The 26,469-nt window shown below is 50.1% G+C and carries 13 protein-coding genes, 8 tRNA genes and 8 rRNA genes; 4 read left to right on the forward strand and 25 right to left on the reverse strand.

The genetic code is table 11. From position 1 onward, the window contains the following. Positions 1 to 18: 18 nt before the first annotated feature. From rplJ to murB, 13 genes are all read right to left on the reverse strand, one after another. Complete coding sequence (gene rplJ, locus PTW35_RS16680) at positions 19 to 513, reverse strand: 50S ribosomal protein L10 (protein WP_281025904.1); 495 nt, start codon at positions 511 to 513, stop codon at positions 19 to 21. Between the two features lie 256 nt (positions 514 to 769). Continuing rightward, positions 770 to 1,474 (reverse strand): 50S ribosomal protein L1, encoded by a 705-nt coding sequence (rplA, locus tag PTW35_RS16685; protein ID WP_039458778.1) that lies wholly within the window; start codon positions 1,472 to 1,474, stop codon positions 770 to 772. A 4-nt stretch (positions 1,475 to 1,478) separates the two neighbouring features. After that, positions 1,479 to 1,907, reverse strand: coding sequence for a 50S ribosomal protein L11 (gene rplK / locus PTW35_RS16690; RefSeq protein ID WP_007462791.1), 429 nt, complete (start codon positions 1,905 to 1,907; stop codon positions 1,479 to 1,481). Positions 1,908 to 2,031: 124 nt separating this feature from the next. After that, a complete protein-coding gene (gene nusG, locus PTW35_RS16695; protein WP_039458779.1) occupies positions 2,032 to 2,577 on the reverse strand; it encodes a transcription termination/antitermination protein NusG in 546 nt (181 codons plus the stop codon). 11 nt (positions 2,578 to 2,588) lie between these two features. Beyond that, complete coding sequence (gene secE / locus PTW35_RS16700) at positions 2,589 to 2,966, reverse strand: preprotein translocase subunit SecE (RefSeq protein ID WP_281025905.1); 378 nt, start codon at positions 2,964 to 2,966, stop codon at positions 2,589 to 2,591. 216 nt (positions 2,967 to 3,182) lie between these two features. Beyond that, a complete protein-coding gene (gene tuf / locus PTW35_RS16705) occupies positions 3,183 to 4,367 on the reverse strand; it encodes an elongation factor Tu (RefSeq protein ID WP_281025906.1) in 1,185 nt (394 codons plus the stop codon). A 105-nt stretch (positions 4,368 to 4,472) separates the two neighbouring features. Beyond that, positions 4,473 to 4,548: transfer RNA gene (locus PTW35_RS16710), tRNA-Thr, on the reverse strand. Between the two features lie 12 nt (positions 4,549 to 4,560). After that, positions 4,561 to 4,635, reverse strand: a tRNA-Gly gene (locus PTW35_RS16715). A gap of 40 nt (positions 4,636 to 4,675) precedes the next feature. Beyond that, positions 4,676 to 4,760, reverse strand: a tRNA-Tyr gene (locus PTW35_RS16720). Between the two features lie 36 nt (positions 4,761 to 4,796). Next, positions 4,797 to 4,872, reverse strand: a tRNA-Thr gene (locus PTW35_RS16725). Positions 4,873 to 4,968: 96 nt separating this feature from the next. After that, on the reverse strand, positions 4,969 to 5,700 hold the full coding sequence (locus tag PTW35_RS16730) for a type III pantothenate kinase (RefSeq protein WP_281025907.1): 732 nt from the start codon (positions 5,698 to 5,700) through the stop codon (positions 4,969 to 4,971). Further along, positions 5,700 to 6,662, reverse strand: coding sequence for a bifunctional biotin--[acetyl-CoA-carboxylase] ligase/biotin operon repressor BirA (gene birA / locus PTW35_RS16735; RefSeq protein WP_281025908.1), 963 nt, complete (start codon positions 6,660 to 6,662; stop codon positions 5,700 to 5,702). Before birA ends, PTW35_RS16730 begins: the two co-directional genes overlap by 1 nt. Next, complete coding sequence (murB, locus tag PTW35_RS16740; protein ID WP_281025909.1) at positions 6,659 to 7,699, reverse strand: UDP-N-acetylmuramate dehydrogenase; 1,041 nt, start codon at positions 7,697 to 7,699, stop codon at positions 6,659 to 6,661. Before murB ends, birA begins: the two co-directional genes overlap by 4 nt. 75 nt (positions 7,700 to 7,774) lie before the next feature. On the opposite strand from murB, the gene PTW35_RS16745 reads away from it, so the two are divergent. The 4 genes from PTW35_RS16745 to PTW35_RS16760 all read left to right on the forward strand — a co-directional run bounded on the left by PTW35_RS16745 (position 7,775) and on the right by PTW35_RS16760 (position 12,090). Further along, positions 7,775 to 8,227: a GNAT family N-acetyltransferase gene (locus tag PTW35_RS16745; RefSeq protein ID WP_281025910.1), complete on the forward strand. Its 453-nt coding sequence runs from the start codon at positions 7,775 to 7,777 to the stop codon at positions 8,225 to 8,227. 103 nt (positions 8,228 to 8,330) lie between these two features. Next, a complete protein-coding gene (gene pssA, locus PTW35_RS16750) occupies positions 8,331 to 9,680 on the forward strand; it encodes a CDP-diacylglycerol--serine O-phosphatidyltransferase (protein WP_281025911.1) in 1,350 nt (449 codons plus the stop codon). 11 nt (positions 9,681 to 9,691) lie between these two features. Then, complete coding sequence (locus tag PTW35_RS16755) at positions 9,692 to 10,321, forward strand: nicotinamidase (RefSeq protein WP_281025912.1); 630 nt, start codon at positions 9,692 to 9,694, stop codon at positions 10,319 to 10,321. A 733-nt stretch (positions 10,322 to 11,054) separates the two neighbouring features. Next, positions 11,055 to 12,090, forward strand: a protein-coding gene (locus PTW35_RS16760) for an IS630 family transposase (protein WP_281027544.1) whose coding sequence is annotated in 2 segments (ribosomal slippage) — positions 11,055 to 11,513 and positions 11,515 to 12,090 — 1,035 coding nt in all. Because the reading frame shifts where the segments join, the coding sequence is not laid out codon by codon here. Positions 12,091 to 12,178: 88 nt separating this feature from the next. Here the strand turns inward: PTW35_RS16760 and PTW35_RS16765 are convergent. The 12 genes from PTW35_RS16765 to PTW35_RS16820 all read right to left on the reverse strand — a co-directional run bounded on the left by PTW35_RS16765 (position 12,179) and on the right by PTW35_RS16820 (position 26,255). Beyond that, positions 12,179 to 12,255 (reverse strand) — tRNA-Asp (locus PTW35_RS16765). A 42-nt stretch (positions 12,256 to 12,297) separates the two neighbouring features. After that, positions 12,298 to 12,413 (reverse strand): 5S ribosomal RNA (gene rrf, locus PTW35_RS16770). 85 nt (positions 12,414 to 12,498) lie between these two features. Beyond that, positions 12,499 to 15,385: ribosomal RNA gene (locus tag PTW35_RS16775) — 23S ribosomal RNA — on the reverse strand. 258 nt (positions 15,386 to 15,643) lie between these two features. Next, positions 15,644 to 15,719, reverse strand: a tRNA-Ala gene (locus PTW35_RS16780). 43 nt (positions 15,720 to 15,762) lie between these two features. Continuing rightward, positions 15,763 to 15,839, reverse strand: a tRNA-Ile gene (locus PTW35_RS16785). 69 nt (positions 15,840 to 15,908) lie between these two features. After that, positions 15,909 to 17,460: ribosomal RNA gene (locus PTW35_RS16790) — 16S ribosomal RNA — on the reverse strand. A gap of 334 nt (positions 17,461 to 17,794) precedes the next feature. After that, positions 17,795 to 17,910, reverse strand: a 5S ribosomal RNA gene (gene rrf, locus PTW35_RS16795). An 84-nt stretch (positions 17,911 to 17,994) separates the two neighbouring features. Then, positions 17,995 to 20,881, reverse strand: a 23S ribosomal RNA gene (locus PTW35_RS16800). 256 nt (positions 20,882 to 21,137) lie between these two features. After that, a tRNA-Glu gene (locus PTW35_RS16805) sits at positions 21,138 to 21,213 on the reverse strand. A 67-nt stretch (positions 21,214 to 21,280) separates the two neighbouring features. Next, positions 21,281 to 22,832: ribosomal RNA gene (locus PTW35_RS16810) — 16S ribosomal RNA — on the reverse strand. A gap of 335 nt (positions 22,833 to 23,167) precedes the next feature. Further along, positions 23,168 to 23,283 (reverse strand): 5S ribosomal RNA (rrf, locus tag PTW35_RS16815). An 85-nt stretch (positions 23,284 to 23,368) separates the two neighbouring features. Next, positions 23,369 to 26,255, reverse strand: a 23S ribosomal RNA gene (locus PTW35_RS16820). The 16S, 23S and 5S rRNA genes sit together here with 4 tRNA genes alongside, the layout of an rRNA operon. Positions 26,256 to 26,469: the final 214 nt, after the last annotated feature.

The following is a 26,469-nucleotide window of genomic DNA, read 5'->3' on the forward strand; positions in this document are numbered from 1 at the left end:
AGATTAAAGCAAGGCCAATTAAGCCGCTGCTTCTTCTTTCTGATCGCGAACAGCTGCGATAGTACGTACCAGCTTGCCAGCAGACGCTTCTTTCATGCACATCATTAGGCGTGCAATCGCTTCGTCGTATGTTGGTAGAGTCGCTAGTACTTCAACGTCAGCAACAGCGCCTTCGAATGCAGCCGCTTTGATCTCGAAATCTTTGTTCTCTTTAGCGAAGTCTTTGAAAAGACGCGCTGCAGCACCTGGGTGCTCATTAGAGAAACCGATCAGTGTAGGACCTACGAAAGTCTCAGTAAGACATTCGAAATCAGTACCTTCCACTGCACGACGAGCTAGTGTGTTACGAACAACTTTCAGGTAAACGCCGTTTTCACGAGCTAGTTTACGTAGAGAAGTCATCGCACCCACAGCAACGCCACGAGAGTCAGCAACAACTGCAGACAGGGCACCATTGGCAGCTTCGTTGACTTCAGCAACAATTGCTTTTTTGTCTTGAAGATTCAATGCCATTGGATTTGCTCCTGGATTAAGCCGGGTTCCCCCGGACATTACACCACTCACTGCCGGTATGGCAGGAGAGTTTTTACGGCGCAGATCCAAGAAAGATATTACATCAATCATGTTCTGGCACCGTCTACGTAGGTAATATTAAGTCAGCTCTGAGAGTTGACGCCTACGGTCTTTGACGAAGGCTGCTACCGAGGCAACAGCCTTAGCCACGAATTCGGAAGCGGCAAATTATACACTAATTTGCCGTTTCTGCAAATTACTGTGCGTTAGTTTCCAGAGTATTCTGGTCTAGCGCTACACCTGCACCCATAGTGGTAGAGATGCTAACTTTCTTGATGAAAGTACCTTTAGCTGAAGAAGGCTTCGCTTTCTTCAGAGCAACTAGAAGAGACTCTAGGTTCTCTTTTAGTTGAGCAGCGTCGAAGTCCACTTTACCGATAGTAGTGTGGATGATGCCGTTCTTGTCGTTACGGTAACGAACCTGACCAGCTTTAGCGTTCTTAACAGCTTCAGCAACGTTAGGAGTTACAGTACCAACTTTAGGGTTTGGCATTAGACCGCGTGGACCAAGAATAGTACCAAGCTGACCTACAACGCGCATTGCATCTGGAGATGCGATAACTACGTCGAAGTTCATCTCGCCTTTCTTAACCTGAGCAGCTAGTTCTTCCATACCCACTAGGTCAGCGCCAGCTTCTTTAGCAGCTTCAGCGTTTGCACCCTGAGTGAATACCGCTACGCGGATTTCACGGCCAGTACCGTGTGGTAGTACAGTTGCACCACGAACGTTCTGGTCAGATTTACGTGCATCGATACCTAGGTTAACAGCAACGTCAACGCTTTCAGTAAATTTAGCAGTAGCTAGTTCTTTAAGAAGAGCAACAGCTTCGTTGATGTCGTACTCGCGGTTAACATCAACTTTCTCGCGGATTACGCGCATACGTTTAGTAAGTTTTGCCATTGTCTTAACCCTCTACCACTAGACCCATTGAACGAGCAGTACCAGCAATCGAACGCTTCATAGCTTCGATGTCAGCACCAGTCATGTCCGCAGCTTTAGTTTCTGCGATCTCTTGGATCTGAGCGTCAGTTACAGTACCAACTTTCTCAGTGTTCGGACGGCCAGAACCAGACTTAACGCCAGCAGCTTTCTTAAGAAGAACAGCAGCAGGTGGAGTCTTAGTGATGAACGTGAAAGAACGATCGTTGTATACTGTGATAACAACTGGAGTCGGTAGACCTTTCTCGATTGAGTCAGTCTTAGCGTTGAACGCTTTACAGAATTCCATGATGTTCACACCGTGCTGACCTAGTGCAGGACCAACCGGTGGACTTGGGTTTGCCATACCAGCTGCAACTTGCAGCTTGATGTAAGCTTCTACTTTTTTAGCCATTGCTATTTACCTTAATTTGGGTTCAAACGTCCACTCTCTAGAAGTAGACTCCCCGTCTAACGAAAGGGCGCGAAATTATAGTCCAATTTCACGCCCCTGACAACTAAAACTGATTATTTAATGATCAGCTTTTTTCTACCTGGCCAAACTCCAGTTCAACAGGAGTAGCGCGGCCAAAAATAGATACAGATACCTTCAGGCGGCTCTTGTCGTAATCGACTTCTTCCACCACACCGTTGAAGTCTGCAAACGGGCCATCAGTAACACGGACCACTTCACCTGGCTCAAACACAGTCTTATGAACCGGCGATTCGCTCGCCTTCTCAAGACGGTTAAGAATAGCATCTGCCTCTTTATCAGAGATCGGAGCCGGACGGTCAGAAGTACCGCCGATGAACCCCATTACACGAGGGATACTACGTACCAGATGCCATGTCTCATCGTTCATCACCATCTGTACAAGCACATAGCCAGGGAAGAACTTACGTTCGCTCTTACGGCGCTGACCAGCACGCACTTCTACAACTTCTTCAGTCGGGACAAGCACTTCTTCGAAGTACTCTTCCATGCCGTGCATTTTAATATGCTCACGTAGGGATTGTGCTACACGACCTTCAAAACCAGAGAAGGCCTGTACAACATACCATCGTTTTTTTGGAGCTTCGCTCATGAACTCTTACCTCACACACCGGTAACTAGGCGGACTAGACGGACCATGATGCCGTCGATGCCCCACAAGGCTAACGCCATAATGACAGTGACAGCTAAAACGATAAAGGTTGTCTGCGTAGCTTCCTGACGAGTAGGCCATACTACCTTGCGGACTTCCATGCGCGATTCGCGGGCAAACGCAATCGCGGTTTTACCTTTTGCTGTAAGTGCGGCAATACCACCCGCTGCTGCCACAAGGACAACAACCGCAGCAGCGCGTAGCACTACAGAAACATCACTGTACAGGTAATTACCAACCACAGCGGCAGCTAGCAGAGCAAATACAGCGACCCACTTAAGGCCGTCCATACCGCCAGAGCTGCTTTGGTTTTCGGCATTCGCTTTCATACAACCAACCTGTAACTAGTCTCAATATAGACGAAAATAACCCCGCATTTGCGAGGCTAATAATGAAGGAAAGCCCTAAAGCTTTAATTACAAACAAAAAACTTCATCATAATAAAAAGTTTCTCTGCCGGCTTGAGCAAAAAACATGCAAAACCAAGCAACAGCGCAGAAAAAGGGCATCAAATGATGCCCTTTTTAGTACCTAGTCGTCAAATATTATTCAACGATCTTAGCTACAACACCAGCACCAACGGTGCGGCCACCTTCACGGATTGCGAAGCGTAGACCTTCGTCCATCGCGATTGGGCAGATTAGAGTAACAACCATCTTGATGTTGTCGCCAGGCATAACCATTTCTACGCCTTCTGGTAGCTCGATAGTACCAGTTACGTCAGTTGTACGGAAGTAGAACTGTGGACGGTAGCCTTTGAAGAATGGCGTGTGACGGCCACCTTCGTCTTTAGACAGAACGTATACTTCTGACTCGAAAGTAGTGTGCGGAGTGATAGAACCTGGCTTAGCAAGAACCTGACCACGCTCAACTTCGTCACGCTTAGTACCACGTAGAAGAACACCAACGTTCTCACCAGCACGGCCTTCGTCAAGAAGCTTACGGAACATCTCAACACCAGTACAAGTAGTTGTAATGGTCTCTTTGATACCGATGATTGCTACTTCGTCACCTACAGTGATGATACCCTGCTCAACACGACCAGTTACAACAGTACCACGGCCCTGGATTGAGAATACATCTTCGATTGGTAGGATGAACGGCTTGTCGATTGCACGCTCTGGCTCTGGGATGTAGTTGTCTAGAGCTTCAGCTAGTTCGATGATCTTGTCTTCCCACTCTTTCTCGCCGTTTAGCGCGCCAAGAGCAGAACCCATGATTACAGGGCAGTCGTCACCTGGGAAGTCGTACTCAGATAGAAGCTCACGTACTTCCATCTCAACTAGCTCTAGAAGCTCTTCGTCATCAACCATGTCACACTTGTTCATGAACACGATGATGTAAGGGATACCAACCTGACGGCCTAGTAGGATGTGCTCACGAGTCTGAGGCATTGGGCCGTCAGTTGCAGCAACAACTAGGATACCACCGTCCATCTGCGCAGCACCAGTGATCATGTTTTTAACGTAATCGGCGTGTCCTGGGCAGTCTACGTGTGCGTAGTGACGAGATGGAGTATCGTACTCTACGTGAGAAGTAGAGATTGTGATACCACGCTCGCGCTCTTCTGGAGCGTTATCGATAGATGCGAAGTCTTTTGCCTCACCACCGTATACTTTTGCAAGCGTAGTACAGATAGCAGCAGTTAGAGTTGTTTTACCGTGGTCAACGTGGCCGATAGTACCAACGTTAACGTGCGGTTTAGTACGTTCAAATTTTTCTTTAGACATGGATAGTCCCTCTAGGCACGGCATTTGGTGGCATTACGACCACACAACCAATCATGGGTTTTGTAGAGTATATATCAAAAGAAAAGAAGTCACTTAGGGAGAGAGTGGTGCTGATAGGCGGATTTGAACCGCCGACCTCACCCTTACCAAGGGTGCGCTCTACCGACTGAGCTATATCAGCACACAAGAAGTGTGGAGCGGGCAGCGGGAATCGAACCCGCATCATCAGCTTGGAAGGCTGAGGTAATAGCCATTATACGATGCCCGCAAAACTCGTCACTCGTTAAGCTATTCTTTACTTAAGAAAATGGTGGAGGGGGACGGATTCGAACCATCGAAGGCAGTGCCGGCAGATTTACAGTCTGCTCCCTTTGGCCACTCGGGAACCCCTCCAGAATTTTTTTGCACTTTCACTCATCTAGGAGAAAGTGGTGCCGACTACCGGAATCGAACTGGTGACCTACTGATTACAAGTCAGTTGCTCTACCTACTGAGCTAAGTCGGCGTAAGTGCTGCGCATTCTAGAGAACTATCCCCAGCCTTGCAATACCTTTTTTTCGATTTTTTCAGATTTCGAACTTTGTTGGTGAAAAATCACCCACTACCGACATTTTGCATACAAAGCAAGGCCTTCCAGCACCAAGTCAGAGCGATGGTAGAAGTCTTTACCCCAATGCTGAGGCAGGTGTCGAACCCCACCCCCGCACAGGATCACCTTGGGTTCGATTTTCAGTCGCTCTCTGGCCTGAGTCAGGCCGTATTCAATCAACCCCACCAGCGCAGCACGGCAACCGTTTTTCAACCCGTCGGCGGTATTATCGGCAAATGTCAGGGTATCGCTGTGCTCCCGGTCAGCGAACACCTTGGTGGTATTCTCCAACACCGACTTCATCATTAGTTGGTAGCCAGGGGCAATCCAACCGCCAAGGTGCTTGCCTTCTTCCGTCATCACATCAAACGTCAGCGCAGTGCCAATATCAACAATAACAGTTGGCGCTTTGAATTCCTGGCGGATCGCCACCAGCGTCAGCCAGCGGTCGACACCTAGATACTGGTACTCGCTGTACGCATTTTTGACCCCAAAATCTTTTTTCAGCGTCTTTACCTGCATCACGGGGATATTGGCTAACTGTGAGATACGTTGAATGGAGTTATCAATTTCTACCGGCCCGACGCTTGCGAAAACGATTCTGGTGACTCCATTCTCCAGTAAGGGCTCCAAGACCATTTCCAATTTGCGACTTGGGTAACGCCCCAGTAGCGTAAAATGACCATCGTCAAACAGTTGGGCAACTTTTACATAGCTGTTGCCCGCTTCAATCAAAATTTGCATCAACAACCTCTAAGGCTGATTTCACCACCGAGATAAGGGGTAATCCCCTGCTCGGTTTCCAGTAATAACGCTCCCTGGCTATTGATCCCGCGAGCTATCCCTTCCACTACACGGTTACCCATCAACAACTTTACGGGGCGGTCCAAAAAGTTATCCAGCCTATTCCAGCGCGACGTAAAACCATCCATCCCGCGTTCTTCATAATCGTTCAAAGCATCATGAAGTTGATTAATCAATGCTGCAGCAAGCTTGTTGCGATCCGGCAGGGTGCCACAGGCCTCGCTAAGGTTGGTCCATGACTGCTCAATGGCCAGGCCTTCTGATTCAGGCATAGCAAGGTTCAACCCCATCCCTATCACCAAATGGGCCGCTTCACCGGCTTGGCCTGACATTTCCACCAAGATGCCCGCAAGCTTGCGGTCTTGGTAGTAGAGATCATTAGGCCACTTGACTTTGATCCCTTCCGCTCCCAACGATTCAAGCGCTTCGGCTATCGCAACGCCGACCACCAAACTCAGGCCCATGGCAGCAGCAATACCCGCATCAAGCCGCCAGTACATCGAAAGGTATAGGTTACTGCCAAATGGCGATAACCATTGGCGACCACGCCGCCCACGCCCGGCCTGCTGGTATTCAGCCAGGCAACATGCCCCCTTGGGCAGAGTACCGACCCGATCCAGCAAGTACTGGTTAGTCGAATCAATCACTGGAATAACCTCTAAGCTCGGGCACTTTACCTGAGCCAAGATCTTATCGCAATCAAGCAGTTCCAGTTTAGCCGGCAAGCTGTAGCCTTTACCCTGGAGGCGGAAGATATCCACTCCCCACGACCGCAATACCTTAATATGTTTACTGACGGCCGCCCGGGAGATCCCAAGAGCTTCCCCCAAGGCTTCCCCGGAGTGAAACTGCCCATCAGCCAGCTTAGCAATCAGGGCAAGGCGTGTTGCATGCTCTTTCATCCACAAACCTCAGCCAATGTAGTTTCTTCGGCCTCTGCCATGAAACGAACCTCATGCTCCAACACAATACCGAACTTCTCTTTCACGCTGTCCACGACAAACTGGGCCAGGTGCAAGACATCCTTAACTTGTGCATTATGGTAATTCACCAAGACCAGCGCTTGCTGATCATGTACCCGGGCTCCACCAATCTGATGGCCCTTGAGCTGGCACTGGTCAATGAGCCAACCAGCCGCAAGTTTTTCCTGGCCGTTGGATTGAGGATAATGCGGCATAGACGGATAATGTGCAAGTAGATGCTTAACAACATCATCCTCAACAACCGGATTTTTGAAGAAGCTACCAGCATTACCCAATACCTTGGGATCCGGCAACTTGGCTCGACGGATCTCACACACTGCCGACAGAATGTCTTTCGCGGTTACTGTTACAGGATCAAACTGCGCCAATGGGCCGTAAGAAATCACTGGCGTCCACGCTTTCTTCAAACATAACCCGACAGCAGTAATGGCATGGCTGTCTTTCAATTCGTGCTTAAAAATCGAATCGCGATAACCAAACTGGCACTCTTTGGCTGTTAGTCGACTCTGCTTACCGGTAGAGAGCTCAACCGTATCGACATAAGCACATATATCTTTTAGCTCGACCCCGTATGCTCCGATGTTCTGAATTGGTGAGGAGCCAACACACCCCGGGATCAAGGCAAGGTTTTCCAACCCCGGCATTCCCTGCTCAACAGTTTGGGTGACCAGCTGATGCCAATCTTCCCCTGCGCCGACATGAAGTAAGAATGCCTCCTGTGTTTCTTCGACTGCAATACCAGCAATACGATTAAGAACAACAACACCGGCAAAATCGTCACAAAAAAGGACATTGCTCCCTTGGCCAAGGATCAATTTTGGCAGATCCTGATATCGTGCATCTTGCCAGATAGACACCAGATCTTGTGTTGTCTCGGCAACAACAATGTCTTTGGCCTTTACATCCAGACCAAATGTATGAAAAGGTGCTAGCGACCTATCTTGCAAAACTTTCATGCGACTTCTGACCCATACCTTTATACTAGGTGCTGCATTTTAACTGATTCATCCACTCTTGGCAGTGTTTTCCCTATGAGTAAGCTTAGATTCCATCAACTTGAACCCCTCCGTTTTCCATTGATCAACCGCTTTTATAAAGCTTACTACCCAGCAGGAAAGGCAAAAAAAGATGAGGTTATCTGGATTGGCGAGAATAACAAAGGCATTCAAGCCTGTGTCAGGTTCAAGCAATTTGACAGCTACCAACTATTGACCGGCATGCTCGTCCACCCCGAGCTTCGCGCACAGGGCCACGGTATGGCCTTACTCGAGGCCAGCAAGGAACAACTGGAAGCCTCTCAATGTTACTGTTTTGCCTTTAGCTACCTAGAAACCTTCTACCAGAGTTCAGGCTTTGTTGTGGTAACTGATAGTGACTTACCCGAGCCCCTTCGCTCCCGGATAGAGCGCTATCGACAAAGCGGGAAATCACTTACACCAATGCTCTATGATCAAAGTAAGAAGCTTGAATTGAGCCAAGCGTGACATAAGCCAACTTAGCAATACGTAGACTATGATGTTTTTCTGATATAATTGCGCTCTTAACTAACCGATTCATCCTTATTAAGGTCGCGTAAACGAGGCGATAATGGATTCAGCTATTGCTAACAAGCAACGCATTGAGCAACTGCCGTGTATTGCACACAAGCCAGAAGATTTAGAGACCCTTCTCGATGCAGGATCGTTCCGTGAACGTCTCCACCAAGAAATCTCCAATGCCAAAGCGCGTATTTATCTAGTTGCGCTCTACCTACAAGATGACGACGGTGGACGTGGGATCCTCACGGCACTGTACGAAGCCAAGCAGGCTAACCCTGAACTTGATATCAAGGTTCTGGTAGATTGGCACCGGGCACAGCGAGGGCTTATCGGCGCAGACAAATCAGATGGTAACGCCGCCCTATACCGCGAGTTCTCGGAAAAATATGAACATCAGATCGACATTCTCGGTGTACCGGTACGTAACCGCGAAGTCTTTGGAGTACTACACCTCAAAGGTTTTGTCGTCGATGACAAAATTATATACAGCGGCGCCAGCCTCAATGATGTTTACCTAGCTCAGCATCAGCGCTACCGCTACGACCGCTATCATGTGATCCACAATAATCAGCTAGCCGATAGCATGGCTAACTTTATTGTCAACACCCTAGTCAACAGCGATGCAGTAAACTGCCTGAGCCAGGCTAACCGCCCAGACACAAGAAACTTGAAAGGGGCAATCAAAGAGCTGCGCCAGCAATTACAAAAAGCCAGCTACCAATTCGTGCCTGAACAGGTCTCAGACGAAGAAGTCGGCTTGACCCCTCTCGTTGGCCTCGGCAAACGAAAAAACCGACTAAATCAGCATATCTGTACCTTGATTGCCAGCGCCCAGCAGGAACTGACGATTTGCACGCCCTACTTCAACTTTCCTCGCAGCGTTAGCCGGGAAGTCAAAAGGGCACTACGTCGTGGTGTAAAAGTGACAATCATTGTCGGTGACAAGACAGCCAATGACTTCTACATACCTCCTAGCGAGCCGTTTAAAACCATTGCGGGATTGCCTTACCTGTATGAAGTCAACCTCCGCAATTTTGCCAAGCAGAACGAAGCCGCTATTGCTAGACGCCAGCTTGCGATCCACTTATGGAAGCACAACGACAACAGCTTCCACTTGAAAGGGATCTGGGTTGACCGCAGCTATATGCTGATCACGGGTAACAACCTTAATCCAAGGGCTTGGAAACTGGACTTAGAGAATGCCATTCTTGTCCATGATAAACAGCAGCTATTAGCAGAGCAGAAGCAACGTGAACTTGACCGTATTCTCGAGCACACTCAGCTTGTTGGTAGCTACAAGTTTATCGAAAAGATTGATGCTTACCCCGCCCCAGTGAGAAAGCTGATCAAGCGTATCCGTCGGGTCAAAGCCGATCATATCCTTAACCAGATCCTGTAAGAGAGACGGCCATGACGATTGCTGCCATCGATGTTGATCCACAAAAGACCTTTACTCCTCTGTGCCCAAATGAGTTACCGGTTGCTGAAGGTGACACTATCGGCCCAGAGTTAAATCGCCAGGCAGCGTTGGCTAACTTGCGCATACTGACAAAAGACGCCCATCCACACAATGCAGTATGGGTTGTCGAGTCACATGACAAGATGCTCTCTCCTTTAGACTACCCGAATGCCGATCTCACTTGGGTCAGCCATGCCGTTCCCGGTACAACAGGGTTTGAAACGATCCCTGATCTACCTGCGATTACAGAGTATGATCATGTCATTTGGAAAGGGATCGAACCCGATCTTCACCCCTACGGTGCTTGCTATCACGATCTTCAGGAAAAGCTCAGCACAGGCCTAATCGAATGGCTTCAAGCCAAGGCAGTTAAAACAATATTGGTCGGTGGTTTGGCGACTGACTATTGCGTCAAAACGACAGCGCTGCAACTGCAAGCGACCGGCCTGTTCCAGGTGATTGTCAATCTGGCCGCTTGCCGTGGCATTGCTCCAGATACAGTCAAGCAAGCTTGTATAGAGATGAAAGAAGCAGGGATCAGCGTCTGTACTAACACTGAGGCTGTCAAAGCTCTACTGTAATCGTAGTCCATCCTTCCATCTGACAAACCCAGCCAATGGCTGGGTTTGTTTTTTACAACGAGCCATAGCCCTGCATGCTGGCTTGTAGTGCATAAAACCTATATCAAACCTTTTCACTTATCTATCTTCCTAGTTTCTCTTAACCCCGACGAACATCATATGCTCGTACCTTAGAGCCACTTTCCTCAAGCCAAGGTGCCCTTCTTCCTAGCTCCATACGTTTGGTAGATAACGCAAAAAGCCAGCCTTTCATCGGGCTACGCCTAGTCGAGGCTTATTAATAAGTGACGGAGGGCCTCCCCCTGCGGGACTTATTCGCCTGCAAGGCGAACATTTCCGACAGATGTAAAAAAGCCGAAGCATTTCTGCTTGGGCTTAGTGTAAGTGGCGGAGCGGACGGGCTGGCGTACCAGCAGGACTAAACGCGCCGGGCTCCCGGACGCAACCAAAGTGCGCAGCACTTTCGGGAGCATCAAATACAAGAAAGCCCCGTCTTTCGACGAGGCTTCTTAATAAGTGGCGGAGCGGACGGGAATCGATGGTCCGGCATCCCGGCCCGCGAAAAAGTGCACAGCACTTTCGGGAGCGTCAGATAGCAAAAAACCCCAGCCTTTCGACTGAGGTTTCTTAATAAGTGGCGGAGGGCCGGGCTTGCGCACAAGCGGGACTCATACCAATCTAAGTAAAAATATGATCTAATTGAGGCTGTTACTTCTTCGTGAAAAAAGACGCTATGGACAGCCTCGATACCATTGATTTCAAAAAGCTTGCTAGCCAACAAAAATCTATTCAAATGAAGATGCGATTGCTCGCATTGGCTCACTTTAAAGATGGTCACTCTCGAACCCAAATTGCTAAGTTCCTTAAGTTAAGCAGAACGAGTGTGAATAAATGGGTACAAACATTCCTTGAAGAAGGGCTTGAAGGACTGCAAGAGAAACCAAGAACGGGTCGCCCAGCATTCCTCAATACTCAGCAACGTGAACAGCTAAGCCAGTTTATAAAGACACGTGCCGAAGATTCATCTGGAGGGAGGTTAACAGGTACTGATATTCATGCTTATATCGTGAAAGAGTTTGGTAAACACTACCACCCAGACTCTATCTACTATTTGCTTAATCACATGGGCTTCTCTTGGATAACATCACGCTCCAAGCACCCTCGTCAATCCCAGCAAATCCAAGACGATTTTAAAAAAATTCAAAATTGAAACGATCCTTAAGATCCCCGGTCACATGGGGCTTGATAACGTCGATGTCTGGTTTCAAGATGAAGCAAGATTTGGCCAGCAAAACACGACAACTCGACTTTGGGCTAAACGTGGATCAAGACCAAGAGCAGTAAAGCAGCAGCAGTTTGAATATGCGTATTTGTTTGGCTCAGTATGTCCCGCTAGAGGTATTGGCGAGGCGCTGGTCGTTCCTTGGGTTAACAAGGACATTATGGTTGAGCACCTTAAGCAGATCTCCGCGGTGACCGAAAAAGGTCGTCACGCAGTGGTCATTATGGATGGTGCTGGCTGGCATACAAATGACATTGCAGAACAGTTTAGTAATGTCAGTATCATCAAGCTCCCGCCATATTCACCAGAGCTAAACCCGATAGAACAAGTGTGGAGTTGGCTCAGACAACACTATCTTGCCAATCAGAGTTTTACCGACTACCAAGATATTGTGTCGAAAGTATGCACTGCATGGAATCGATTCTTGGAGCGTGCAGATAGAGTTACCAAAATGTGCACCAGAGACTGGATTAACCTGACCAGTTAATTTTCCAGATTGGTATCATTCGCCTGCAAGGCGAACATATCCGACAGATGTAAAAAAGCCCCGTCTTTTGACGAGGCTTCTTAATAAGTGGCGGAGCGGACGGGACTCGAACCCGCGACCCCCGGCGTGACAGGCCGGTATTCTAACCAACTGAACTACCGCTCCACTCAAATCACCGTGTGTTCAGCACGATAATCTAAATTGGAAGCCTGGCGATGTCCTACTCTCACATGGGGAGGCCCCACACTACCATCGGCGCTATTACGTTTCACTGCTGAGTTCGGCATGGGATCAGGTGGGTCCATAATGCTATGGTCGCCAAGCAAAATTCTTACAATCTTAGAAAGCTGATGTTCTCGCACTACATTCAAGTGCTCATGGAGTCCGTTAAAACCCCTTGGGTGTTGTATGGTTAAGCCTCACGGGCAATTAGTACAGGTTAGCTCAACGCCTCACAACGCTTACACACCCTGCCTATCTACGTCGTAGTCTCCAACAACCCTTCAGGAACCTTATAGGTTCAGGGATGACTCATCTTGAGGCTCGCTTCCCGCTTAGATGCTTTCAGCGGTTATCGATTCCGAACTTAGCTACCGGGCAATGCGTCTGGCGACACAACCCGAACACCAGAGGTTCGTCCACTCCGGTCCTCTCGTACTAGGAGCAGCCCCTCTCAATCATCCAACGCCCACGGCAGATAGGGACCGAACTGTCTCACGACGTTCTAAACCCAGCTCGCGTACCACTTTAAATGGCGAACAGCCATACCCTTGGGACCGACTTCAGCCCCAGGATGTGATGAGCCGACATCGAGGTGCCAAACACCGCCGTCGATATGAACTCTTGGGCGGTATCAGCCTGTTATCCCCGGAGTACCTTTTATCCGTTGAGCGATGGCCCTTCCATACAGAACCACCGGATCACTATGACCTGCTTTCGCACCTGCTCGAACCGTCATTCTCGCAGTCAAGCGGGCTTATGCCATTGCACTAACCTCACGATGTCCGACCGTGATTAGCCCACCTTCGTGCTCCTCCGTTACGCTTTGGGAGGAGACCGCCCCAGTCAAACTACCCACCAGGCACTGTCCGCACCCCGGATAACGGGGCGACGTTAGAACATCAACACTACAAGGGTGGTATTTCAAGGACGGCTCCACCAACACTGGCGTGCTGGTTTCAAAGCCTCCCACCTATCCTACACATGTAGGGTCAATGTTCAGTGCCAAGCTGTAGTAAAGGTTCACGGGGTCTTTCCGTCTAGCCGCGGGTACGCAGCATCTTCACTGCGATTTCAATTTCACTGAGTCTCGGGTGGAGACAGCGTGGCCATCATTACGCCATTCGTGCAGGTCGGAACTTACCCGACAAGGAATTTCGCTACCTTAGGACCGTTATAGTTACGGCCGCCGTTTACCGGGGCTTCGATCAAGAGCTTCGACCGAAGTCTAACCCCATCAATTAACCTTCCGGCACCGGGCAGGCGTCACACCGTATACGTCATCTTTCGATTTTGCACAGTGCTGTGTTTTTAATAAACAGTTGCAGCCACCTGGTATCTGCGACTGCCAGCAGCTCCAAGAGCAAGTCTCTTCACCGCCGGCAGCGTACCTTCTCCCGAAGTTACGGTACCATTTTGCCTAGTTCCTTCACCCGAGTTCTCTCAAGCGCCTTGGTATTCTCTACCCGACCACCTGTGTCGGTTTGGGGTACGATTCCTTACTATCTGAAGCTTAGAGGCTTTTCCCGGAAGCATGGCATCAATGACTTCACCGCCGTAGCGGCTCGACATCGGGTCTCAGCCTTAGGTAATCCCGGATTTGCCTAAGATTACAGCCTACACCCTTGAACCTGGACAACCGTCGCCAGGCCCACCTAGCCTTCTCCGTCCCCCCATCGCAATAGTAAGAAGTACGGGAATATTAACCCGTTTCCCATCGACTACGCCTTTCGGCCTCGCCTTAGGGGTCGACTCACCCTGCCCCGATTAACGTTGGACAGGAACCCTTGGTCTTCCGGCGAGGGAGTTTTTCACTCCCTTTATCGTTACTCATGTCAGCATTCGCACTTCTGATACGTCCAGCACACCTTACGATGCACCTTCAACCGCTTACAGAACGCTCCCCTACCCAATACATAAAATGCATTGCCGCAGCTTCGGTGTATAGCTTAGCCCCGTTAAATCTTCCGCGCAGGCCGACTCGACCAGTGAGCTATTACGCTTTCTTTAAATGATGGCTGCTTCTAAGCCAACATCCTGGCTGTCTGAGCCTTCCCACATCGTTTCCCACTTAGCTATAACTTTGGGACCTTAGCTGGCGGTCTGGGTTGTTTCCCTCTCCACGACGGACGTTAGCACCCGCCGTGTGTCTCCCGGATAGTACTTACTGGTATTCGGAGTTTGCAAAGGGTTGGTAAGTCGGGATGACCCCCTAGCCTTAACAGTGCTCTACCCCCAGTAGTATTCGTCCGAGGCGCTACCTAAATAGCTTTCGGGGAGAACCAGCTATCTCCAGGTTTGATTGGCCTTTCACCCCTAGCCACAAGTCATCCGCTAATTTTTCAACATTAGTCGGTTCGGTCCTCCAGTAAGTGTTACCTCACCTTCAACCTGCCCATGGCTAGATCACCTGGTTTCGGGTCTAATCCTAGCAACTGTACGCCCAGTTAAGACTCGGTTTCCCTACGGCTCCCCTAATCGGTTAACCTTGCTACTAAAATTAAGTCGCTGACCCATTATACAAAAGGTACGCAGTCACCCCGAAGGGCTCCTACTGCTTGTACGTACACGGTTTCAGGTTCTATTTCACTCCCCTCACAGGGGTTCTTTTCGCCTTTCCCTCACGGTACTGGTTCACTATCGGTCAGTCAGGAGTATTTAGCCTTGGAGGATGGTCCCCCCATCTTCAGACAAGATAACACGTGTCCCGTCCTACTCGTTTTCACTGATAATGCGCTACCGGTTACGGGGCTATCACCCTGTATCGCTGTGCTTTCCAGCACATTCACCTGACGCAAAACTAGCTTAAGGGCTAATCCGGGTTCGCTCGCCGCTACTGCCGGAATCTCGGTTGATTTCTCTTCCTCGGGGTACTTAGATGTTTCAGTTCCCCCGGTTCGCCTCGCAACGCTATGTATTCACGTTACGATAACTGCTTATGCAGCTGGGTTTCCCCATTCGGAAATCCAAGAGTATAGTGATTCTTACCATCTTCTCTTGGCTTATCGCAGGTTAGCACGTCCTTCATCGCCTCTGACTGCCCAGGCATCCACCGTGTACGCTTAGTCACTTAACCATACAACCCCAAGGGGTCTGTTCGTATGGCTCAACAACCAAGGTTGTTCATCTGAGTTGTGATGAACTGTGTTTCGCCGGACTCTTACACAAGACACTTGAATGTGTGTTGCTTGAGAACTCGTTCTTCATAAAGAAGAACAAAATAAATCAATCTATCGATTGAATTTACTAGTCAGCTTTCCAGATTGTTAAAGAGCATGTGTTTGTCTTTCGACATCCACTTTCTAAACACACTCACAAGAATGTTTTTAGAGAGTGGTGGAGCTAAGCAGGATCGAACTGCTGACCTCCTGCGTGCAAGGCAGGCGCTCTCCCAGCTGAGCTATAGCCCCATCGAAATACCGATACCGTCACCACATCCTCTGGGAGAAGAAGTGGTGGGTCTGAGTGGACTTGAACCACCGACCTCACCCTTATCAGGGGTGCGCTCTAACCACCTGAGCTACAGACCCGATACCGTATGTCTTTTACTATTAACCAAGCAATCTGTGTGGACACTGCGTAAAACGCAGTCATATCGTTAAGGAGGTGATCCAGCCCCAGGTTCCCCTAGGGCTACCTTGTTACGACTTCACCCCAGTCATGAACCACACCGTGGTAAACGCCCTCCCGAAGGTTAAGCTATCTACTTCTGGTGCAGCCCACTCCCATGGTGTGACGGGCGGTGTGTACAAGGCCCGGGAACGTATTCACCGTGGCATTCTGATCCACGATTACTAGCGATTCCGACTTCATGGAGTCGAGTTGCAGACTCCAATCCGGACTACGACGTACTTTCTGGGATTCGCTCACTCTCGCAAGTTGGCAGCCCTCTGTATACGCCATTGTAGCACGTGTGTAGCCCTACTCGTAAGGGCCATGATGACTTGACGTCGTCCCCACCTTCCTCCGGTTTATCACCGGCAGTCTCCCTGGAGTTCCCACCCGAAGTGCTGGCAAACAAGGATAAGGGTTGCGCTCGTTGCGGGACTTAACCCAACATTTCACAACACGAGCTGACGACAGCCATGCAGCACCTGTCTCAGAGTTCCCGAAGGCACCAATCCATCTCTGGAAAGTTCTCTGGATGTCAAGAGTAGGTAAGGTTCTTCGCGTTGCATCGAATTAAACCACATGCTCCACCGCTTGTGCGGGCCCCCGTCAATTCATTTGAGTTTTAATCTTGCGACCGTACTCCCCAGGCGGTCTACTTAACGCGTTAGCTCCGAAAGCCAGTGCTCAAGGCACCAACCTCCAAGTAGACATCGTTTACGGCGTGGACTACCAGGGTATCTAATCCTGTTTGCTCCCCACGCTTTCGCATCTGAGCGTCAGTCTTTGTCCAGGGGGCCGCCTTCGCCACCGGTATTCCTTCAGATCTCTACGCATTTCACCGCTACACCTGAAATTCTACCCCCCTCTACAAGACTCTAGCCTGACAGTTCCAAATGCTATTCCGAGGTTGAGCCCCGGGCTTTCACATCTGGCTTAACAAGCCGCCTGCATGCGCTTTACGCCCAGTAATTCCGATTAACGCTCGCACCCTCCGTATTACCGCGGCTGCTGGCACGGAGTTAGCCGGTGCTTCTTCTGTTGCTAACGTCAAACACTGCCGCTATTAACGACAATGCCTTCCTCACAACTGAAAGTGCTTTACAACCCGAAGGCCTTCTTCACACACGCGGCATGGCTGCATCAGGGTTTCCCCCATTGTGCAATATTCCCCACTGCTGCCTCCCGTAGGAGTCTGGACCGTGTCTCAGTTCCAGTGTGGCTGATCATCCTCTCAGACCAGCTAGAGATCGTCGCCTTGGTGAGCTCTTACCTCACCAACTAGCTAATCTCACCTGGGCTAATCCTGACGCGAGAGGCCCGAAGGTCCCCCTCTTTGCTCCGAAGAGATTATGCGGTATTAGCCATCGTTTCCAATGGTTATCCCCCACATCAGGGCATATTCCCAGGCATTACTCACCCGTCCGCCGCTCGCCGCCCATAACGTCCCCCGAAGGTTCAGTCATGTCGCTGCCGCTCGACTTGCATGTGTTAGGCCTGCCGCCAGCGTTCAATCTGAGCCATGATCAAACTCTTCAATTAAAGTTTTGGCTCAATGAATACTGTTAATCCATTACCGAAGTAATGAATGAATTGACTGTGCCGAATCTTGCGATTCGATTTGGTCACTCAGTTTCATTGATAATTCTTTTTGACTATCATTTCACGAGTGCCCACACAGATTGCATGGTCAAATTGTTAAAGAACATATTGCCTTTCAGTGCCTTAGCACTTAAGCAGGACGCGTATAATACGCTACTCACTTTGAAAGTCAACATAAAACTCTAAGAAAACTTAAAGCTCTATGGTGACTTGCTTACGTTGTAAGCAAGTGCCCTATTTGTCTTCACTTTTTAAAAGTGAAAATAAATTGGAAGCCTGGCGATGTCCTACTCTCACATGGGGAGGCCCCACACTACCATCGGCGCTATTACGTTTCACTGCTGAGTTCGGCATGGGATCAGGTGGGTCCATAATGCTATGGTCGCCAAGCAAAATTCTTACAATCTCGAAAGCTGATGTTCTCGCACTACATTCAAGTGCTCATGGAGTCCGTTAAAACCCCTTGGGTGTTGTATGGTTAAGCCTCACGGGCAATTAGTACAGGTTAGCTCAACGCCTCACAACGCTTACACACCCTGCCTATCTACGTCGTAGTCTCCAACAACCCTTCAGGAACCTTATAGGTTCAGGGATGACTCATCTTGAGGCTCGCTTCCCGCTTAGATGCTTTCAGCGGTTATCGATTCCGAACTTAGCTACCGGGCAATGCGTCTGGCGACACAACCCGAACACCAGAGGTTCGTCCACTCCGGTCCTCTCGTACTAGGAGCAGCCCCTCTCAATCATCCAACGCCCACGGCAGATAGGGACCGAACTGTCTCACGACGTTCTAAACCCAGCTCGCGTACCACTTTAAATGGCGAACAGCCATACCCTTGGGACCGACTTCAGCCCCAGGATGTGATGAGCCGACATCGAGGTGCCAAACACCGCCGTCGATATGAACTCTTGGGCGGTATCAGCCTGTTATCCCCGGAGTACCTTTTATCCGTTGAGCGATGGCCCTTCCATACAGAACCACCGGATCACTATGACCTGCTTTCGCACCTGCTCGAACCGTCATTCTCGCAGTCAAGCGGGCTTATGCCATTGCACTAACCTCACGATGTCCGACCGTGATTAGCCCACCTTCGTGCTCCTCCGTTACGCTTTGGGAGGAGACCGCCCCAGTCAAACTACCCACCAGGCACTGTCCGCACCCCGGATAACGGGGCGACGTTAGAACATCAACACTACAAGGGTGGTATTTCAAGGACGGCTCCACCAACACTGGCGTGCTGGTTTCAAAGCCTCCCACCTATCCTACACATGTAGGGTCAATGTTCAGTGCCAAGCTGTAGTAAAGGTTCACGGGGTCTTTCCGTCTAGCCGCGGGTACGCAGCATCTTCACTGCGATTTCAATTTCACTGAGTCTCGGGTGGAGACAGCGTGGCCATCATTACGCCATTCGTGCAGGTCGGAACTTACCCGACAAGGAATTTCGCTACCTTAGGACCGTTATAGTTACGGCCGCCGTTTACCGGGGCTTCGATCAAGAGCTTCGACCGAAGTCTAACCCCATCAATTAACCTTCCGGCACCGGGCAGGCGTCACACCGTATACGTCATCTTTCGATTTTGCACAGTGCTGTGTTTTTAATAAACAGTTGCAGCCACCTGGTATCTGCGACTGCCAGCAGCTCCAAGAGCAAGTCTCTTCACCGCCGGCAGCGTACCTTCTCCCGAAGTTACGGTACCATTTTGCCTAGTTCCTTCACCCGAGTTCTCTCAAGCGCCTTGGTATTCTCTACCCGACCACCTGTGTCGGTTTGGGGTACGATTCCTTACTATCTGAAGCTTAGAGGCTTTTCCCGGAAGCATGGCATCAATGACTTCACCGCCGTAGCGGCTCGACATCGGGTCTCAGCCTTAGGTAATCCCGGATTTGCCTAAGATTACAGCCTACACCCTTGAACCTGGACAACCGTCGCCAGGCCCACCTAGCCTTCTCCGTCCCCCCATCGCAATAGTAAGAAGTACGGGAATATTAACCCGTTTCCCATCGACTACGCCTTTCGGCCTCGCCTTAGGGGTCGACTCACCCTGCCCCGATTAACGTTGGACAGGAACCCTTGGTCTTCCGGCGAGGGAGTTTTTCACTCCCTTTATCGTTACTCATGTCAGCATTCGCACTTCTGATACGTCCAGCACACCTTACGATGCACCTTCAACCGCTTACAGAACGCTCCCCTACCCAATACATAAAATGCATTGCCGCAGCTTCGGTGTATAGCTTAGCCCCGTTAAATCTTCCGCGCAGGCCGACTCGACCAGTGAGCTATTACGCTTTCTTTAAATGATGGCTGCTTCTAAGCCAACATCCTGGCTGTCTGAGCCTTCCCACATCGTTTCCCACTTAGCTATAACTTTGGGACCTTAGCTGGCGGTCTGGGTTGTTTCCCTCTCCACGACGGACGTTAGCACCCGCCGTGTGTCTCCCGGATAGTACTTACTGGTATTCGGAGTTTGCAAAGGGTTGGTAAGTCGGGATGACCCCCTAGCCTTAACAGTGCTCTACCCCCAGTAGTATTCGTCCGAGGCGCTACCTAAATAGCTTTCGGGGAGAACCAGCTATCTCCAGGTTTGATTGGCCTTTCACCCCTAGCCACAAGTCATCCGCTAATTTTTCAACATTAGTCGGTTCGGTCCTCCAGTAAGTGTTACCTCACCTTCAACCTGCCCATGGCTAGATCACCTGGTTTCGGGTCTAATCCTAGCAACTGTACGCCCAGTTAAGACTCGGTTTCCCTACGGCTCCCCTAATCGGTTAACCTTGCTACTAAAATTAAGTCGCTGACCCATTATACAAAAGGTACGCAGTCACCCCGAAGGGCTCCTACTGCTTGTACGTACACGGTTTCAGGTTCTATTTCACTCCCCTCACAGGGGTTCTTTTCGCCTTTCCCTCACGGTACTGGTTCACTATCGGTCAGTCAGGAGTATTTAGCCTTGGAGGATGGTCCCCCCATCTTCAGACAAGATAACACGTGTCCCGTCCTACTCGTTTTCACTGATAATGCGCTACCGGTTACGGGGCTATCACCCTGTATCGCTGTGCTTTCCAGCACATTCACCTGACGCAAAACTAGCTTAAGGGCTAATCCGGGTTCGCTCGCCGCTACTGCCGGAATCTCGGTTGATTTCTCTTCCTCGGGGTACTTAGATGTTTCAGTTCCCCCGGTTCGCCTCGCAACGCTATGTATTCACGTTACGATAACTGCTTATGCAGCTGGGTTTCCCCATTCGGAAATCCAAGAGTATAGTGATTCTTACCATCTTCTCTTGGCTTATCGCAGGTTAGCACGTCCTTCATCGCCTCTGACTGCCCAGGCATCCACCGTGTACGCTTAGTCACTTAACCATACAACCCCAAGAGGTCTTTCGTATGGCTCAACAACCAAGGTTGTTCATCTGAGTATGATGAACTGTGTTTCGCCGGACTCTTACACAAGACACTTGAATGTGTGTTGCTTGAGAACTCGTTCTTCATAAAGAAGAACAAAATAAATCAATCTATCGATTGAATTTACTAGTCAGCTTTCCAGATTGTTAAAGAGCATGTGTTTGTCTTTCGACATCCACTTTCTAAAGATTCTTAAGGAAAAAACCTTAGAAAGTGGCGTCCCATAGGGGAGTCGAACCCCTGTTACCGCCGTGAAAGGGCGGTGTCCTAGGCCTCTAGACGAATGGGACACTATGTTGTCTTTTACTATTAACCAAGCAATCTGTGTGGACACTGCGTAAAACGCAGTCATATCGTTAAGGAGGTGATCCAGCCCCAGGTTCCCCTAGGGCTACCTTGTTACGACTTCACCCCAGTCATGAACCACACCGTGGTAAACGCCCTCCCGAAGGTTAAGCTATCTACTTCTGGTGCAGCCCACTCCCATGGTGTGACGGGCGGTGTGTACAAGGCCCGGGAACGTATTCACCGTGGCATTCTGATCCACGATTACTAGCGATTCCGACTTCATGGAGTCGAGTTGCAGACTCCAATCCGGACTACGACGTACTTTCTGGGATTCGCTCACTCTCGCAAGTTGGCAGCCCTCTGTATACGCCATTGTAGCACGTGTGTAGCCCTACTCGTAAGGGCCATGATGACTTGACGTCGTCCCCACCTTCCTCCGGTTTATCACCGGCAGTCTCCCTGGAGTTCCCACCCGAAGTGCTGGCAAACAAGGATAAGGGTTGCGCTCGTTGCGGGACTTAACCCAACATTTCACAACACGAGCTGACGACAGCCATGCAGCACCTGTCTCAGAGTTCCCGAAGGCACCAATCCATCTCTGGAAAGTTCTCTGGATGTCAAGAGTAGGTAAGGTTCTTCGCGTTGCATCGAATTAAACCACATGCTCCACCGCTTGTGCGGGCCCCCGTCAATTCATTTGAGTTTTAATCTTGCGACCGTACTCCCCAGGCGGTCTACTTAACGCGTTAGCTCCGAAAGCCAGTGTTCAAGACACCAACCTCCAAGTAGACATCGTTTACGGCGTGGACTACCAGGGTATCTAATCCTGTTTGCTCCCCACGCTTTCGCATCTGAGCGTCAGTCTTTGTCCAGGGGGCCGCCTTCGCCACCGGTATTCCTTCAGATCTCTACGCATTTCACCGCTACACCTGAAATTCTACCCCCCTCTACAAGACTCTAGCCTGACAGTTCCAAATGCTATTCCGAGGTTGAGCCCCGGGCTTTCACATCTGGCTTAACAAGCCGCCTGCATGCGCTTTACGCCCAGTAATTCCGATTAACGCTCGCACCCTCCGTATTACCGCGGCTGCTGGCACGGAGTTAGCCGGTGCTTCTTCTGTTGCTAACGTCAAACACTGCCGCTATTAACGACAATGCCTTCCTCACAACTGAAAGTGCTTTACAACCCGAAGGCCTTCTTCACACACGCGGCATGGCTGCATCAGGGTTTCCCCCATTGTGCAATATTCCCCACTGCTGCCTCCCGTAGGAGTCTGGACCGTGTCTCAGTTCCAGTGTGGCTGATCATCCTCTCAGACCAGCTAGAGATCGTCGCCTTGGTGAGCTCTTACCTCACCAACTAGCTAATCTCACCTGGGCTAATCCTGACGCGAGAGGCCCGAAGGTCCCCCTCTTTGCTCCGAAGAGATTATGCGGTATTAGCCATCGTTTCCAATGGTTATCCCCCACATCAGGGCATATTCCCAGGCATTACTCACCCGTCCGCCGCTCGCCGCCCATAACGTCCCCCGAAGGTTCAGTCATGTCGCTGCCGCTCGACTTGCATGTGTTAGGCCTGCCGCCAGCGTTCAATCTGAGCCATGATCAAACTCTTCAATTAAAGTTTTGGCTCAATGAATACTGTTAATCCATTACCGAAGTAATGAATGAATTGACTGTGCCGAATCTTGCGATTCGATTTGGTCACTCAGTTTCATTGATAATTCTTTTTGACTATCATTTCACGAGTGCCCACACAGATTGCATGGTCAAATTGTTAAAGAACATATTGCCTTTCAGTGCCTTAGCACTTAAGCAGGACGCGTATAATACGCCACTCACTTTGAAAGTCAACATAAAACTCTAAGAAAACTTAAAGCTCTATGGTGACTTGCTTACGTTGTAAGCAAGTGCCCTATTTGTCTTCACTTTTTTAAAAGTGAAAATAAATTGGAAGCCTGGCGATGTCCTACTCTCACATGGGGAGGCCCCACACTACCATCGGCGCTATTACGTTTCACTGCTGAGTTCGGCATGGGATCAGGTGGGTCCATAATGCTATGGTCGCCAAGCAAAATTCTTACAATCTTAGAAAGCTGATGTTCTCGCACTACATTCAAGTGCTCATGGAGTCCGTTAAAACCCCTTGGGTGTTGTATGGTTAAGCCTCACGGGCAATTAGTACAGGTTAGCTCAACGCCTCACAACGCTTACACACCCTGCCTATCTACGTCGTAGTCTCCAACAACCCTTCAGGAACCTTATAGGTTCAGGGATGACTCATCTTGAGGCTCGCTTCCCGCTTAGATGCTTTCAGCGGTTATCGATTCCGAACTTAGCTACCGGGCAATGCGTCTGGCGACACAACCCGAACACCAGAGGTTCGTCCACTCCGGTCCTCTCGTACTAGGAGCAGCCCCTCTCAATCATCCAACGCCCACGGCAGATAGGGACCGAACTGTCTCACGACGTTCTAAACCCAGCTCGCGTACCACTTTAAATGGCGAACAGCCATACCCTTGGGACCGACTTCAGCCCCAGGATGTGATGAGCCGACATCGAGGTGCCAAACACCGCCGTCGATATGAACTCTTGGGCGGTATCAGCCTGTTATCCCCGGAGTACCTTTTATCCGTTGAGCGATGGCCCTTCCATACAGAACCACCGGATCACTATGACCTGCTTTCGCACCTGCTCGAACCGTCATTCTCGCAGTCAAGCGGGCTTATGCCATTGCACTAACCTCACGATGTCCGACCGTGATTAGCCCACCTTCGTGCTCCTCCGTTACGCTTTGGGAGGAGACCGCCCCAGTCAAACTACCCACCAGGCACTGTCCGCACCCCGGATAACGGGGCGACGTTAGAACATCAACACTACAAGGGTGGTATTTCAAGGACGGCTCCACCAACACTGGCGTGCTGGTTTCAAAGCCTCCCACCTATCCTACACATGTAGGGTCAATGTTCAGTGCCAAGCTGTAGTAAAGGTTCACGGGGTCTTTCCGTCTAGCCGCGGGTACGCAGCATCTTCACTGCGATTTCAATTTCACTGAGTCTCGGGTGGAGACAGCGTGGCCATCATTACGCCATTCGTGCAGGTCGGAACTTACCCGACAAGGAATTTCGCTACCTTAGGACCGTTATAGTTACGGCCGCCGTTTACCGGGGCTTCGATCAAGAGCTTCGACCGAAGTCTAACCCCATCAATTAACCTTCCGGCACCGGGCAGGCGTCACACCGTATACGTCATCTTTCGATTTTGCACAGTGCTGTGTTTTTAATAAACAGTTGCAGCCACCTGGTATCTGCGACTGCCAGCAGCTCCAAGAGCAAGTCTCTTCACCGCCGGCAGCGTACCTTCTCCCGAAGTTACGGTACCATTTTGCCTAGTTCCTTCACCCGAGTTCTCTCAAGCGCCTTGGTATTCTCTACCCGACCACCTGTGTCGGTTTGGGGTACGATTCCTTACTATCTGAAGCTTAGAGGCTTTTCCCGGAAGCATGGCATCAATGACTTCACCGCCGTAGCGGCTCGACATCGGGTCTCAGCCTTAGGTAATCCCGGATTTGCCTAAGATTACAGCCTACACCCTTGAACCTGGACAACCGTCGCCAGGCCCACCTAGCCTTCTCCGTCCCCCCATCGCAATAGTAAGAAGTACGGGAATATTAACCCGTTTCCCATCGACTACGCCTTTCGGCCTCGCCTTAGGGGTCGACTCACCCTGCCCCGATTAACGTTGGACAGGAACCCTTGGTCTTCCGGCGAGGGAGTTTTTCACTCCCTTTATCGTTACTCATGTCAGCATTCGCACTTCTGATACGTCCAGCACACCTTACGATGCACCTTCAACCGCTTACAGAACGCTCCCCTACCCAATACATAAAATGCATTGCCGCAGCTTCGGTGTATAGCTTAGCCCCGTTAAATCTTCCGCGCAGGCCGACTCGACCAGTGAGCTATTACGCTTTCTTTAAATGATGGCTGCTTCTAAGCCAACATCCTGGCTGTCTGAGCCTTCCCACATCGTTTCCCACTTAGCTATAACTTTGGGACCTTAGCTGGCGGTCTGGGTTGTTTCCCTCTCCACGACGGACGTTAGCACCCGCCGTGTGTCTCCCGGATAGTACTTACTGGTATTCGGAGTTTGCAAAGGGTTGGTAAGTCGGGATGACCCCCTAGCCTTAACAGTGCTCTACCCCCAGTAGTATTCGTCCGAGGCGCTACCTAAATAGCTTTCGGGGAGAACCAGCTATCTCCAGGTTTGATTGGCCTTTCACCCCTAGCCACAAGTCATCCGCTAATTTTTCAACATTAGTCGGTTCGGTCCTCCAGTAAGTGTTACCTCACCTTCAACCTGCCCATGGCTAGATCACCTGGTTTCGGGTCTAATCCTAGCAACTGTACGCCCAGTTAAGACTCGGTTTCCCTACGGCTCCCCTAATCGGTTAACCTTGCTACTAAAATTAAGTCGCTGACCCATTATACAAAAGGTACGCAGTCACCCCGAAGGGCTCCTACTGCTTGTACGTACACGGTTTCAGGTTCTATTTCACTCCCCTCACAGGGGTTCTTTTCGCCTTTCCCTCACGGTACTGGTTCACTATCGGTCAGTCAGGAGTATTTAGCCTTGGAGGATGGTCCCCCCATCTTCAGACAAGATAACACGTGTCCCGTCCTACTCGTTTTCACTGATAATGCGCTACCGGTTACGGGGCTATCACCCTGTATCGCTGTGCTTTCCAGCACATTCACCTGACGCAAAACTAGCTTAAGGGCTAATCCGGGTTCGCTCGCCGCTACTGCCGGAATCTCGGTTGATTTCTCTTCCTCGGGGTACTTAGATGTTTCAGTTCCCCCGGTTCGCCTCGCAACGCTATGTATTCACGTTACGATAACTGCTTATGCAGCTGGGTTTCCCCATTCGGAAATCCAAGAGTATAGTGATTCTTACCATCTTCTCTTGGCTTATCGCAGGTTAGCACGTCCTTCATCGCCTCTGACTGCCCAGGCATCCACCGTGTACGCTTAGTCACTTAACCATACAACCCCAAGGGGTCTGTTCGTATGGCTCAACAACCAAGGTTGTTCATCTGAGTATGATGAACTGTGTTTCGCCGGACTCTTACACAAGACACTTGAATGTGTGTTGCTTGAGAACTCGTTCTTCATAAAGAAGAACAAAATAAATCAATCTATCGATTGAATTTACTAGTCAGCTTTCCAGATTGTTAAAGAGCATGTGTTTGTTTACCT

The sequence above is a fragment of the Photobacterium sp. DA100 genome (genome assembly GCF_029223585.1).
Taxonomy (GTDB): domain Bacteria; phylum Pseudomonadota; class Gammaproteobacteria; order Enterobacterales; family Vibrionaceae; genus Photobacterium.